Consider the following 13,025-nt stretch of genomic DNA (forward strand, 5'->3'; position numbering starts at 1 on the left):
AACAAAAAATAGAAAAGTGTAATTTTGAAGTCTGACTAGTGTCTAGCTTCAGGCGCCTTACGCTTTTCGTAATTATATTAGTTAGAATGAGGAAGGAGAGGCCGTTCATGTACGTTATGAATCATCACGGATGGGTGGAAGTCATTTGCGGAAGCATGTTTTCAGGCAAATCAGAAGAGCTGATTCGCCGTGTACGAAGAGCTCAGTTTGCTAAGCAGCAGATTGCCGTATTTAAGCCGCAAATTGATAACCGGTACAGTGATGAGGCTGTCGTTTCACACAATGGAACTTCTATCATAGCTAGACCCCTAAACCAGTCTACAGATATTTTTAAATACATTAATTCTGAAATTGATTTGATTGCCATCGATGAGGTGCAGTTTTTCGACAACGACATTGTGAAGGTCATCCAGCACCTGGCTGATAGCGGACACCGTGTGATCGCTGCCGGGCTAGATCAGGATTTCCGCGGAGAGCCTTTTGGCCAAATGCCTGCGATCATGGCGATTGCTGAATTGGTTACAAAGCTCCAGGCTGTATGTGCCGTTTGCGGATCGCCTGCAAGCCGTACACAGCGCCTGATCAATGGAAAGCCTGCTTCATATGATGATCCAGTTATCCTGGTTGGCGCATCAGAAGCATACGAACCGCGCTGTCGCCATCATCATGAAGTTCCCAAGTCGCCCAATATTATAGAAAATCCTGAGACAACTGAGTCTTTATCATAATTTTCATACTTAACGATCTCTCTGCCCTGGCAATGTTCCGGGCAGTTTTTTTATGGAGGCAAAAGGGATTTGACTTCATTTAGTCCGATGACGCCAAAAAGTGTGTTAAGCCCAAACACAAAGATCGTTCTCATAAAAGCTCCATGACGCCTAAATTAATGATTAGAATCCAAAAAACGTCTTCATGAAGGCTCCATGACGCCAAAATTAGTGATCAGAACCTAAAAAACGTCTTCATAAAGGCTCCCTGCCGCCAAAAAAAGTGATCAGAACCTAAAAAACGTCTTCATGAAGGCTTCATGACGCCCAAAAAAGTGAACAGAGCTCATGAAACGTCTTCATAAAGGTTTCATGACGCCAAAAAAAGTGATCAGAACTTAAAAAACGTCTTCATTATTACCAATCAGCTAATTGAAAGTACTATGCCCCGAATTTTGCCTTAATTTGGCCCGCACATTCCTCCCTATAGCGGACATCCTATAAAAAGGAGGTGTTAGTTATGAAAAAACTTAGTGTTTTCATTCTGATGCTCGCATTTATGGCTGGCTGTGCCCAAGATCAGGGGACAGAGAATGCTTATAACCAAGAGAGCAGGGATGGCACTTCATTTATAAACAACGATCTGGATCGCACAGAGGACAATGATACATTGGACAGGACTTTTAGCGGCGACCAGAACCCCAATTTTATTAATTTCGATGGCAAACGCCTGGACAACCAGGATGATATCAACCATGCGCGCAAGGTGATTGCCGCTAATGAAGGCTACCGCCCTGGTGCGGTTTGGGTAAATGGAGAAGATATGTGGGTAACAGCTTATCGAAAAGGCATGATGACCAATCAGGAAAAAATTGATGCCGAAGCGCAATTGCATAGAATGCTGATAAAAGCTCTTCCACGTTATCATATTGAAGTAAAAGTCCAGGAAGATCGCACGTAAAATGCCCTGCTTTACAGGGCATTTTTTTACGCAGCTTTTCTTTTTAAAATAACTTTGTTGGATGTTACATAACTATGAAGCACCATTCCGGCGATGACGAGTGCCATGCCGGTCAAGGAAACGCCTGAAGGAAGCGGGCTAGATAGCAGAACTACCTCGCCGGCGACAGCAAAAAGAACCTCCAGAGATTGGGTCGCTTCCACTGCACCTAATTTTTGCATATTGCCTCGAACAAGGTCGGTGGCTGCGAAAAACAATACGGTCGCAAATACACCGGAGAAAAGGGCGACCAAGCCGGATTGGATTACCTGGCCAGAACTTGGCAGTCCAGCAGAAGCAAGACCTGCTAAGGAAAGAATCAGCCAGAAGGGCAGACTGGCAATGGTCATGCCAAGCACCCGCTGGTAGGCATCAAGCCGGTTTTCGCAGACGTCCATCATTTTGCGGTTGCCTAATGGATAGGCGAAAGATGCTAAGATTAATGGAAGTACAACTAACAGGGTTTCGCGCCAGGAGATGGAGGAGGCGTGCTCCCATTGCATGACCGCAACTCCAAGCAGAATAATCGTGCTCATCATCAAGCCGCGATAGGGAATCTTGCCTCGTACCCGAACCATTCCATTTCCCGATTGATAGGCAACGTAAAAAAGAGGGGCCAGGAGTGAACCAGAAATAATCGTAATCTGCCAGGTACCGGCAATCAGCCATCCAGGTCCGTAGGCTGCAGCAAAGCATAATGGGGCATAGAATAGACCAAAGCCCACAAAGCTCCATAATAGCCACTGTCCGGGCGCTTTTTTCATTTCAGCTAAAAGCGGGCGCAAGTTCCCTCTAAAAGCCACAATTGCCACCAGCAGGGGAACCATAAAAAAATAGCGGAGCGACGCGCTCCAAAGCCAGCTGCCGCCATCCATTTCCATTGCGCGGTTCAATACGAACGTAAACGCAAAGAAGAATGCGGAGCAAACCCCTAATATAATTGCCTTCAAGCCAGATCACCTCATTTTCCTTTGCTTGTTAAAAGCTCTCCGAGACTCAGCCAGTTTTCCTCAACAAGCCTGGATGCCATATCCGCATTTCTTTGCCTGCTAACTTCAATAATCTTTTTATGCTGTTCAACAGATTTAAGCCCATTTAAAGACCCGAATTGGGCTATTTCCAGACGCTGAATCTTTGGTATGATTCTTTTTAAAGCCGAGATAATCTCTGGATTTTTTGCTGCCTGAAGATATATTTGGTGGAAAGCTTCATCAGCCTTGATCGCACCAATAAAGTCCTGTTGTTTCAAAGCAAGTTCCAGTTCTTCATTGGCTGATTCCAACAGGTCTAAATCTCTTTCAGCTAATTGTGGAATTGAGAGCCTGGCGCCCAATGCGTGCAAAGCAGCTGCTACTGTAAAAGCGTGGCTGGCCTCCTCTTCTTTTAATGGTGTAACACGGGTAGAGGAGCCGGGAGTTGATTCAACAAGCCCTTCATCCTCAAGTCGCTTTAAAGCTTCCCTGACTGGAGTCCGGCTGATCCCGAAATCCTCAGCAAGTTCCTTGTCATGAAGTCGCGCACCCGGTTCGAAATCAAGCTGGACAATACTGTTCTTTAGTGTTTCGTAAACTTCATCTCTTAGGGACAAACGTTTAATTGGAGTAAATTTTTTATTTTTCATAAAACCAATATATCGGATATCACAAAAACAGGCAATGACTTTTCAGAAAATTTCTTTCGCCAGCAGGACAGCATCCATATTCGCGATTGGTTTTGACTGCAACTATCACCTATACTATAATTAGAATGTTATGGAGTTACGGATGTAAATTTATTTTTAAAATATATTCCGCTGGCTAAAGTCCGGCGGCTAATGGATAAAATGAGGTGAATGGCTGTGTTTGATCGTCTTCAATCTGTAGAGGACCGTTATGAAAGACTAAATGAGCTTTTGAGCGATCCGGAAATTGTCAATGATCCAAAAAAGCTGCGTGAATATTCAAAGGAACAGTCTGATATTCAGGAAACTGTTGACACATATCGAGAATATAAAGAAGTGAAAGAACAATACCAGGATGCGCGTGCTATGCTGGAAGAAAAGCTTGATGCGGAAATGCGCGAAATGGTAAAAGAAGAGTTGGATGAGCTTGAGGAAAGAAAAGAGGACCTGGAAGCCCGCCTGAAAATCCTTCTTATTCCTAAAGACCCTAATGATGATAAGAACGTTATTATGGAAATCCGCGGAGCGGCCGGCGGTGACGAGGCAGCTTTATTTGCAGGCGACTTATATCGTATGTACAGCCGCTATGCCGAGGCGCAGGGCTGGAAGATCGACGTTATTGAAGCCAGCTCCACAGGTGTTGGCGGATATAAGGAAATCATTTTTATGATCAACGGAAATGGCGCATATTCCAAACTTAAGTTTGAAAACGGCGCACACCGTGTTCAGCGTGTTCCGGAAACAGAATCTGGCGGGCGTATCCACACTTCTACTGCAACTGTTGCTGTTCTTCCTGAAGCAGAAGAAGTCGAAATTGATATTCATGAAAAAGATATACGTGTAGATACATTCGCATCAAGCGGACCGGGCGGACAGAGTGTTAACACCACCATGTCAGCCGTGCGTTTAACTCACTTGCCGACTGGTACGGTTGTATCCTGCCAGGATGAAAAATCACAGATCAAGAATAAGGAAAAAGCGATGAAGGTCCTTCGTGCACGTGTGTATGATAAATTCCAGCAGGAAGCACAGGCTGAGTACGATCAGCAGCGTAAATCTGCTGTTGGAACAGGTGACCGTTCAGAACGTATCCGTACGTACAACTTCCCGCAAAACCGTGTAACCGATCACCGCATTGGCTTAACGATCCAAAAGCTTGATCAAATTCTTCAAGGTAAACTAGATGAAGTCATTGACGCGCTAATCGTTGAAGAGCAATCTGCGAAACTGGACAGTGCATCCAATGAGTAATCCAACCATGAAAGTATATGAAGCCCTCAATTGGGCTTCTTCTTTTTTAAAAAAGGCGAACCGCGATGAAAATGCCGGCGAGTTATTATTGCAGCACTTTATGCAAATGGGCAGAGCGAGCTTTTTGGCAAATTTACGCGAAAATTTGCAGCCCGAGATCCTGGAGGTCTTTCAGGAGGCTGTACATGCTCACGCCGCGGGACAGCCTGTGCAATATATTATTGGTTCTGAAGAATTTTATGGGCGGACTTTCCTAGTGAATGAGGATGTACTTATTCCAAGGCCGGAAACGGAAGAGCTTGTGTATCATGCCCTGCAAAGGATCCCGAAGTTGTTTGGAGATGCTGATGGACTCCAATTAGCGGATATAGGTACAGGCAGCGGAGCGATTGCAGTCACTATGAAGCTTGAGAAGCCAGAACTACATGTAGCAGCAACAGATATTTACGGCCCGACACTGCAGTTGGCAAAGGAAAATGCAGAGCAGAATGGCGCTGACATTGAATTTGTGCATGGGGATCTTCTGCAGCCATTTATTTCTCAGGGAAAGCGGTTTGATATCATCCTATCAAATCCTCCTTATATTCCTGAGAGGGACGTAGAATGGATGTCAGACGTTGTCACCAAGCACGAACCACATCGTGCTCTATTTGCCGGAGAAGATGGCCTCGATCTGTACAGGCGTTTCATGGAGGAACTGCCAGCCGTCCTAAACGGGCGGGCCATCGTAGGCTTAGAAGTAGGCACCGGCCAAAGCGAAGCCGTCTCCTCACTTCTGCAGCAAACCTTCCCACATGCAAAAGTAGAAACAATCTTTGACATCAACGGTAAAGACCGCATGGTATTTGCAGAAATAGGATAAAAAATCGCCGGGTGGCGGTTTTTTTATTGGTACCAGGTACCACCCGAATTTTGTCGATTTTTATAGGTTGTTAGAGAAGAAAATGTTATTAGGAATTTTTTTAATTTTAATAGTTTAAGAATCTGGCATCCTGTCCACAATGAGGATAGTGAAGGGACGGTGTCGGAGAGATGAAAACAAAAACGATTGTGAAATTATATGTGTTGATTTTATCCTTGGGAACGATTCTAAGTTTATATATACCAAAAACAGAAGTGACGGCAGATGAACCGATGGTGATTCCAAGCGAGGCAATCAGGCTTCGAATTCTGGCTAACAGTGATGATGAAGAGGACCAGGAACTTAAGAGAAAAGTTAGAGACGCTGTAAACGAAGAGATTACAGAGTGGGTTGCAGAGTTAACATCGATAGAAGATGCCCGAAACTTGATTCAGTCCAGATTGCCAGAGATTCAAAAGATTGCAGAAGAAGTTGTTGAGGGAGAAGGATTTGACCAGAAAGTAAATACGGATTTTGGAAAAGTAAGTTTTCCTACAAAGCTATACGGCCAGTTTTTATATCCCGCCGGTGAGTATGAAGCGATTTTAATTACACTGGGTGAAGGCAAAGGGGCCAACTGGTGGTGTGTGTTATTCCCTCCTCTATGCTTCTTAGATTTTTCAAACGGTGTGGCTGTAAGTGAAGGTTTTGAAGAAGGTGAAAAAAAGGGAGACGTTAAAGCAGAGAAAGAGGTAGCTGCTGCTGGCACAGATTCGAAAAAAGAGCCAAAGGAAGATACACCTCCTGTTTATACAGAAGAAGATGAACAGCCTGTAGAGGTAAAATTCTTTTTAGTAGAAATATGGGAGAAAATCTTCGGATAAAGACTTGCTGTGACGGCAAGTCTTTTCTTTTTTAGAATCATTTTAGAAGCTGGAAAAAATATTACAATTAAGACAAGGTGTTAACATCTTCTTTTCATACGTTTGATTCTATCAAAAACGGATATTTAAAGTAGTGTAACAACAAAACATAAACAAAAAGGAGATGAAAGATAATGGCTAAAAACAACAATAATAACAACGATAAAATGTCTCGTGAGGAAAGAGGACGTATGGGCGGAGAAGCTACTAGCCGCAACCATGATAAAGAATTCTATCAGGAAATTGGCTCAAAAGGCGGAGAAGCTACAAGCCAAAACCATGATAAGGACTTCTATCAGGAAATTGGCCAAAAAGGCGGAGAAGCGACAGCTGAGAGCCATGATAGTGAATTCTATCAGGAAATAGGACAAAAAGGCGGAGAGGCAACAGCTGAAAGCCATGACAAAGAATTCTATCAAGAAATAGGAAGAAAAGGCGGAGAAGCAACAAGTGAAAACCACGACCGCGATTTCTACGAAGAAATCGGCCGTAAAGGCGGCAACTCTAACGACTAATTATTTACCTGAAAAATTCAATACGATTTTAAAATAGACACGGCAGCGGATAATGACAGCTGCCGTGTTTTTGTTTTATTGTTGCAGTCTAGTATTTTTCTTGTTCTACTTTTTCTATTTTTTCATATTCATAGAATGACAATAACAAAAATGGGGTGAAGAAATGGAAACAGGTGTAGTACGATGTGCACAATTGGAAGATGCGGATAGACTGACAGCATTTTTGGAAGCGGCTAATTTAAGCACGGATGGGATTAAGGATGCGATTGAATATTTTTTGATTATGGAGAATGAATCGGGGGATATTAAAGCTACCCTGGGAATTGAGCCCCATGGAGAAGTAGGTTTGTTGAGGTCGCTTGTTATGTCAGCTTCCGCATCTGAAAAAGATTTATTCGTCCTTTTCGAGCAAATATTAATCTTAGCAAGGGATCGAAACCTCCATTCATTATATCTCGCTTCAAATAAAAGAAACTCACTAGATTTTTTCCGTTTGCTTGGATTCAAACAGGAGGAAACAAAGCAACTGCCAGAAGTTTTATTTGAATCAGATCACGTAAAACATATTCTGACTGTGGATAACTCTTTCTTTTTGAAATTATCCATGTGAATTGTGGGTATGTTGCCAAAGTTATACACAAAATCGCATTATTTATACACAATTTGTGGATAAAACTTGAGTTATCCTCTATCTTCTACTATACTTTCCAAAGTGATGTTCAAAAAAATGTCGAAAACAAAGGAATTTTGACAGCTAAAAAACATTTTTTATGAAGGTGGATAACAATGATTACTAAAAGATGGTCGGTGGATAACAATGTGGATAAAGGAGAAAGTTACCCACAGCTTTCACAGGCTGCCGATCTTTTAAAAAATAATGAAGTGGTAGCTTTCCCGACTGAAACGGTATATGGTTTAGGCGGGAATGCGGAAAATGATGATGCGGTAAGGAAAATCTTTGGAGCAAAAGGACGTCCAAGCGATAATCCCCTTATTATCCACATCGCTCAACAAAGGCAGCTGAACGCCTTTGTAGAGGAAATACCTGAGAAGGCGCAGGCGCTTATGGAGAGTTTTTGGCCGGGACCGTTAACACTTATTTTTAATATGAAGAAAGGCGTTCTTTCAGATTTCGCCACAGCAGGGTTATCCACAGTCGCAGTCAGGATGCCAGATCACCCTGTGGCACTTGCGTTATTGGAAAAAACGAGGCTTCCCATTGCAGCTCCAAGTGCTAATCGGTCTGGAAGACCAAGTCCAACGACAGCTGACCATGTTTGGGAAGACCTGAATGGCCGGATTGCCGGCATTGTGAATGGAGGTCCGACAGGTGTTGGTGTTGAATCGACTGTACTGGATTGCACAGGTGAAGTACCGGTCATCTTGAGGCCGGGCGGTATCACAAAGGAACAGCTTGAAGCGGTTGTTGGCGAGATTAGTGTTGATCCTGCATTAACCGATGAGGAACAGGCACCGAAATCTCCTGGAATGAAGTATCGCCATTACGCACCGGATGCGCCTCTTTATTTAGTAGAGGGAACTCGAGAAGACATTCAGCGGCTTGTTGATGAAAAAAAGCAGGAAGGACTTTCTGTGGGAGTTTTAACAACAGCTGAAAACGAAGGATTTTACCAGGCGAATTATGTATTTGCTTGCGGGCAGCGCGAATTTCTTGAGACTGTCGCAAGCTCGCTATATAAAGCTTTAAGGCATTTTAATAATACTGATGCTGATATTATTTTCAGTGAAATGTTTCCGAACGAAGGCGTAGGCCACGCCATCATGAACCGGCTGATGAAAGCAGCAGGCCATCGGGTCATTAGCTGATTATATAGAAGAAGAGCCGTTTCGGAAAGGGACGGCTTTTTGCGTTGAGTTGGAAAAAAACCTATCAGACCGGGAAGTCGTGCATAAAAAAGAAAAGTTGATCGGTAAATTATAAAAGTGATATAAAAATTAAAAGTTGCTCTATAATCCTTAAAAAATGAAACAATAAAACGAAAAAATACCATAAAATCTCCTATCTTTCAGATAGGTATATAAAAACAGGCTATATTGAATTCAAAAATCAAACAAAATAAACAAAAAACCTAAACTTAGACTCAAAGGTTATGAACCAGCCAGCCGAAGATTTTCAAAAAATAGAATGGCATTCTAAAACCGTTTGGACGTGCATATGCTGAATTAGCAAGTCCAAGGGGGCGGAAAAATGTCAGCGATGATAGGAGAAATACTAACACTGGCTTTAATGGCATTCGCGTTGGGGATGGATGCCTTTTCGGTCGGCCTGGGCATGGGAATGTACAGACTCGGCCTCAGGCAAATTTTCAAAATCGGGATTACAATCGGACTTTTCCATGTGTGGATGCCCTTGCTGGGAATGATCGCAGGCAGATTCCTTTCAAATACATTCGGGGCTATTGCCGGCTATGTTGGCGGAGGATTGCTCCTTTTATTAGGCGTGCAAATGATGTGGTCAAGCTTCAGGGAGGATGAAGATAGCCTGATTACACCAGTGGGTCTGGGGTTGCTTCTTTTTGCTCTGAGCGTAAGCCTTGATAGCTTCTCCGTCGGGCTCAGTCTCGGAATCTACGGTGCGAAAACCCTTCTGGTGCTGACATTATTCGGAATCGGTGCTACCGCATTAACCTGGGCAGGGCTTCTCACAGGCAGAAAAGTCAAGGGATGGATGGGCTCCTACAGCGAAGCCCTTGGCGGGGCTATCCTGCTCGCGTTTGGAGTGAAATTGCTGTTTTTATAAAAGGTAGAGGTACCAGTAGAGGTACCAGGTACCACCCGAATTTTGTCGAATGCAGTAGCAGCCAGTCTTGCCGGTGTTTAAATGTTAATAATTTGTGAAAAATGAAAAGGGTACCTGTCACCCTTTTTCTTTTTTTGACCCGTTGCTATATATGTGATGGGAAATTTGACTTATAATGTAAGAAAAGTACAGATGTGTAATTTTTTCGCTCAAAAAATAAATGATTGTGGATTTATACCGATATAATAAGGAGGAACCGATCTGTGACGAATGTATTGTTTGTTTGTACAGGAAATACTTGCAGAAGCCCGATGGCAGCAGCCATTTTAAAAAGCAAGGGCTTACCGGGTGTTGAGGTCAAATCTGCAGGTGTATTTGCAGCTGATGGAAGCGATGCTTCTGCACACACGAAAAAGGTGCTGGAAGAGCAGGGAATCCAGCTTGAGCATAAATCTTCTGGCATGACCGAGTCTTTAGCGGATTGGGCTACTTATATTTTAACAATGACGTCAGGCCATAAAGGGACGGTTCTTGCTATGTTTCCTGGCGCAGCCGGTAAAACTTATACGCTAAAAGAGTTTGCTGGCCAGGCTGGAGCAGGCGATATTATCGACCCTTATGGCGGGCCTGTTGAGATATATAGAAGCACTTATGAAGATATGACAGAAACGATTGACCAGATTTTGAACCGCTTAAAAACAGAGAAAGATTAATCAGGGGGCACAATAATGGGGGAGAAAAAGGGTTATAAATTTGGCCTGAGGAAAAAGCTCGTTTTATTTATTACTTCACTGGCCATTATTACATACACAACAAGTGCTATTTTTCTTTATGTTTTATTTCCAAGCATCGAAGATTCGCTTCCATTCGGAGAAGTTGTTTTTAGGATTTTAACATTAACCATGGGGGTTATATGGTCAGGGATATTAGCCTTCTTTGCCGCAGGATTTATTATCAAGCCTTTGCAGAAGCTTGAAAAAACGGCTTTAATGGCTGCCCAGGGGGATATCCGTGAAGACGCAGAGCTATCCAAATCAGATGATGAAATCCGTTCACTCGGCATCGCGTTTAACCATATGCTATTCAGTTTAAGAGATATGGTCCAGAAAATTGATGAGAACTTTAAAGAAACAAATAATAAAGTGATTGCGATTTCAACGGAATCTTCCGTTGCCGCAGAGCAGGCTAATTCCATCGCCAGAACCATCAGCGAGATTTCCCTGGGAGCGGATAATTCGGCCGTTTCGATCCAATCTACCGCTGAATCAATGGAGGATGTCATCCGCATTGCAGAAGAGGTACAGGATAAAGCTAAAGCGTCTGAGACTGTTTCCGGGGAAATGGTCGAGGACCTGATGGAATCGAAGAAAGTCATTCATTCTCTCATTTCAGGAATTGAAAAATTGGCGCAGGATAATGAAGAATCACTTCAAACGGTTAAACGGCTTGAAGAAAATGCAGTTAAAGTAGAGCAGATTATTCAGCTTGTCGGCGATATTGCGGCGCAGACAAATCTCCTCGCTTTAAATGCATCTATTGAAGCTGCCCGTGCTGGTGACCATGGAAGAGGGTTTGCTGTGGTAGCTGAAGAAGTCAGAAAGCTGGCTGATGAAAGTGCCCAGGCGGTCCAGGGAATTTCCGAATTGATTAAAAACATTCAGGAAGAAGTCCGTAACGTCGTGAAGCAAATTTCACTTCAAGTAGAAACGGCAAACAATGAAGTGAAAAAAGGAACACAAACAAATGAAGTCATCGAGGAAATGGCAAAAACGGTTAATGAAATGGCCGCTTCTGTTTCTGCTATTTCCGGGTTGGTAGACAACCAAATGGAGGGCATTCAGCATACCTCTACACAATCACAGGAGGTTGCGGCAATAGCCGAAGAAACTTCTGCTGGGGCCCAGGAGGTTGCTGCTGCTACCCAACAGCAAACAGCTGTGATTGCAAATGTGGAAAAACTGGCGTTTGAACTGAAAGAGCAAGCCGAAAAATTAAATGGTACGATCACAAAATTTAAGCTTTAATATTCTGTAAAAGGGAGCTTCATTATTGAGGCTCTCTTTCATCTTGCAACATGATCATTATCTTTATAATTTCCTGCTTTTATGTCAAAATAAGAGAAGGATTTTAATTTATAATGCGGGCTTTTCAAACAGGAGGGTTTCAGATGAAGATTGCAATTGCATCAGATCATGGCGGAATTAATCTCCGCGAAGAAATCAAAAGCTTAATGGATGAAATGGGTATTGAATATGAAGATTTCGGCTGTGAATGCGAAACATCAGTAGATTATCCGGATTATGCACTTCCGGTAGCTGAAAAGGTAGCCAATGGCGAATTTGAAAAAGCTATTTTGATTTGCGGCACCGGCATTGGCATGAGCATTTCTGCGAATAAAGTTAAAGGAATTCGCTGTGCGCTTGTGCATGATGTCTTTAGTGCCAAAGCAACCCGTGAGCATAATGACAGCAATATCCTTGCGATGGGTGAACGGGTAATTGGACCTGGACTGGCCCGTGAAATCGCCAAAGTGTGGCTTTCAACTGAATTTGAAGGCGGCCGCCATGAAAACCGTGTAGGGAAAATTACAGCATACGAAGCAAAATAAAAGCGTTAGTTCATAAAAGTACGATAAATAAAGCTTCCGAAAGGGTGAGCTTTTTGATTGAACAATGGAAAAAAGAGCTTGATACAATTATTAATGAATTTAGTGAACAAGTTCCTTTAAATGAACGACAAATCCTTGTAGTAGGATGCAGCACAAGTGAGGTGGCAGGCAAACGGATTGGTACGTCCGGCACTGAGCAAGTAGCAGACATGATTTTTACGAGGATGGGCAAGCTCCGTAAAGATACTGGAGTAGCGCTGGCTTTTCAATGCTGCGAACATTTGAACCGGGCGCTGGTAGTCGAGCGGGAAACAGCTGAGGCGAAAAATCTCGATGAAGTGACTGTCATCCCTCACCGCACGGCCGGCGGCGCGATGGCAACATATGCCTATGAACACTTCCGTGATCCAGTAATGGTGGAGTTTATCAAGGCAGATGCCGGCATTGATATCGGAGACACGCTGATTGGCATGCATTTGAAGCATGTAGCCGTCCCTATCCGGACTACACAGAAATCTGTCGGTGATGCCCATGTCACTATGGCAAAAACAAGGCCAAAACTAATCGGCGGAGCCAGGGCCATCTATGAACGAAAATCCGAAAACGAATCATGCTAATCGAAGTCCCTTCAGAAGAGGGGCTTTTTTTATTAAAGTCTGCTGGAACCAGGCACCTATACCAGTTGGCCGAAGTGGTACAGGTACCTGGTACCTTTTTTGAAAAAAAGGTGTAACATTTAGCAGAGCTGCACGTTTTACT

15 protein-coding genes are annotated in these 13,025 nt (G+C 43.4%); 13 read left to right on the forward strand and 2 right to left on the reverse strand.

Features of this window, described 5'->3' with window-relative positions; genetic code table 11:
• The first annotated feature begins 107 nt into the window (after positions 1-107).
• The gene (locus tag IQ19_RS19780) at positions 108-728 is read left to right on the forward strand and encodes a thymidine kinase (RefSeq protein ID WP_144544352.1); all 621 of its coding nucleotides are present in this window, start codon (positions 108-110) and stop codon (positions 726-728) included.
• Between the two features lie 499 nt (positions 729-1,227).
• On the forward strand, positions 1,228-1,668 hold the full coding sequence (locus tag IQ19_RS19785) for a hypothetical protein (protein WP_144544354.1): 441 nt from the start codon (positions 1,228-1,230) through the stop codon (positions 1,666-1,668).
• Positions 1,669-1,694: 26 nt separating this feature from the next.
• Here IQ19_RS19785 and IQ19_RS19790 read toward each other — a convergent pair whose 3' ends face one another.
• Together IQ19_RS19790 and IQ19_RS19795 are read right to left on the reverse strand one after the other, a co-directional pair.
• Entirely contained in the window at positions 1,695-2,657 is a 963-nt protein-coding gene (locus IQ19_RS19790; RefSeq protein ID WP_144544356.1) for a DMT family transporter, read from the reverse strand.
• 11 nt (positions 2,658-2,668) lie between these two features.
• A complete protein-coding gene (locus tag IQ19_RS19795) occupies positions 2,669-3,328 on the reverse strand; it encodes a GntR family transcriptional regulator (protein ID WP_144544358.1) in 660 nt (219 codons plus the stop codon).
• 216 nt (positions 3,329-3,544) lie between these two features.
• On the opposite strand from IQ19_RS19795, the gene prfA reads away from it, so the two are divergent.
• From prfA to IQ19_RS19850, 11 genes are all read left to right on the forward strand, one after another.
• Positions 3,545-4,618, forward strand: a complete 1,074-nt coding sequence (prfA, locus tag IQ19_RS19800) for a peptide chain release factor 1 (RefSeq protein WP_144544360.1) — start codon at positions 3,545-3,547, stop codon at positions 4,616-4,618.
• Between the two features lie 7 nt (positions 4,619-4,625).
• The gene (gene prmC, locus IQ19_RS19805) at positions 4,626-5,480 is read left to right on the forward strand and encodes a peptide chain release factor N(5)-glutamine methyltransferase (RefSeq protein WP_144544362.1); all 855 of its coding nucleotides are present in this window, start codon (positions 4,626-4,628) and stop codon (positions 5,478-5,480) included.
• Positions 5,481-5,650: 170 nt separating this feature from the next.
• A complete protein-coding gene (gene spoIIR, locus IQ19_RS19810) occupies positions 5,651-6,343 on the forward strand; it encodes a stage II sporulation protein R (protein WP_144544364.1) in 693 nt (230 codons plus the stop codon).
• Positions 6,344-6,516: 173 nt separating this feature from the next.
• Positions 6,517-6,897, forward strand: a complete 381-nt coding sequence (locus IQ19_RS19815; RefSeq protein WP_144544366.1) for a KGG domain-containing protein — start codon at positions 6,517-6,519, stop codon at positions 6,895-6,897.
• 163 nt (positions 6,898-7,060) lie between these two features.
• Positions 7,061-7,507, forward strand: a complete 447-nt coding sequence (locus tag IQ19_RS19820) for a GNAT family N-acetyltransferase (protein WP_144544368.1) — start codon at positions 7,061-7,063, stop codon at positions 7,505-7,507.
• Between the two features lie 176 nt (positions 7,508-7,683).
• A complete protein-coding gene (locus IQ19_RS19825) occupies positions 7,684-8,724 on the forward strand; it encodes an L-threonylcarbamoyladenylate synthase (RefSeq protein WP_144544370.1) in 1,041 nt (346 codons plus the stop codon).
• 382 nt (positions 8,725-9,106) lie between these two features.
• On the forward strand, positions 9,107-9,658 hold the full coding sequence (locus IQ19_RS19830; RefSeq protein WP_144544372.1) for a manganese efflux pump MntP: 552 nt from the start codon (positions 9,107-9,109) through the stop codon (positions 9,656-9,658).
• A gap of 311 nt (positions 9,659-9,969) precedes the next feature.
• On the forward strand, positions 9,970-10,371 hold the full coding sequence (locus IQ19_RS19835) for a low molecular weight protein arginine phosphatase (RefSeq protein ID WP_242021072.1): 402 nt from the start codon (positions 9,970-9,972) through the stop codon (positions 10,369-10,371).
• Between the two features lie 15 nt (positions 10,372-10,386).
• Positions 10,387-11,682, forward strand: a complete 1,296-nt coding sequence (locus IQ19_RS19840) for a methyl-accepting chemotaxis protein (RefSeq protein ID WP_144544376.1) — start codon at positions 10,387-10,389, stop codon at positions 11,680-11,682.
• A gap of 143 nt (positions 11,683-11,825) precedes the next feature.
• Complete coding sequence (gene rpiB / locus IQ19_RS19845; protein ID WP_144544378.1) at positions 11,826-12,266, forward strand: ribose 5-phosphate isomerase B; 441 nt, start codon at positions 11,826-11,828, stop codon at positions 12,264-12,266.
• Between the two features lie 53 nt (positions 12,267-12,319).
• Positions 12,320-12,883 carry a TIGR01440 family protein gene (locus tag IQ19_RS19850; protein ID WP_144544380.1) on the forward strand — a complete coding sequence of 188 codons (564 nt, stop codon included), beginning with the start codon at positions 12,320-12,322 and terminating at the stop codon, positions 12,881-12,883.
• The last annotated feature ends 142 nt before the right edge of the window (positions 12,884-13,025 follow it).

Origin of the sequence: Cytobacillus oceanisediminis (genome assembly GCF_007830235.1) — a bacterium.
Classification (GTDB): Bacteria; Bacillota; Bacilli; order Bacillales; family Cytobacillaceae; genus Cytobacillus; species Cytobacillus oceanisediminis.

What these genes read in the sequence shown, in the direction of transcription:
- prmC (WP_144544362.1), top strand. Translation starts at nt 4,626, where the DNA reads ATGAAAGTATATGAAGCCCTCAATTGGGCTTCTTCTTTTTTAAAAAAG.
- rpiB (WP_144544378.1), top strand. Translation starts at nt 11,826, where the DNA reads ATGAAGATTGCAATTGCATCAGATCATGGCGGAATTAATCTCCGCGAA.
- IQ19_RS19840 (WP_144544376.1), top strand. Translation starts at nt 10,387, where the DNA reads ATGGGGGAGAAAAAGGGTTATAAATTTGGCCTGAGGAAAAAGCTCGTT.
- IQ19_RS19815 (WP_144544366.1), top strand. Translation starts at nt 6,517, where the DNA reads ATGGCTAAAAACAACAATAATAACAACGATAAAATGTCTCGTGAGGAA.
- IQ19_RS19830 (WP_144544372.1), top strand. Translation starts at nt 9,107, where the DNA reads ATGTCAGCGATGATAGGAGAAATACTAACACTGGCTTTAATGGCATTC.
- IQ19_RS19820 (WP_144544368.1), top strand. Translation starts at nt 7,061, where the DNA reads ATGGAAACAGGTGTAGTACGATGTGCACAATTGGAAGATGCGGATAGA.
- IQ19_RS19835 (WP_242021072.1), top strand. Translation starts at nt 9,970, where the DNA reads ATGGCAGCAGCCATTTTAAAAAGCAAGGGCTTACCGGGTGTTGAGGTC.
- IQ19_RS19785 (WP_144544354.1), top strand. Translation starts at nt 1,228, where the DNA reads ATGAAAAAACTTAGTGTTTTCATTCTGATGCTCGCATTTATGGCTGGC.
- IQ19_RS19795 (WP_144544358.1), bottom strand. Translation starts at nt 3,328, where the DNA reads ATGAAAAATAAAAAATTTACTCCAATTAAACGTTTGTCCCTAAGAGAT.
- IQ19_RS19780 (WP_144544352.1), top strand. Translation starts at nt 108, where the DNA reads ATGTACGTTATGAATCATCACGGATGGGTGGAAGTCATTTGCGGAAGC.
- IQ19_RS19825 (WP_144544370.1), top strand. Translation starts at nt 7,684, where the DNA reads ATGATTACTAAAAGATGGTCGGTGGATAACAATGTGGATAAAGGAGAA.
- spoIIR (WP_144544364.1), top strand. Translation starts at nt 5,651, where the DNA reads ATGAAAACAAAAACGATTGTGAAATTATATGTGTTGATTTTATCCTTG.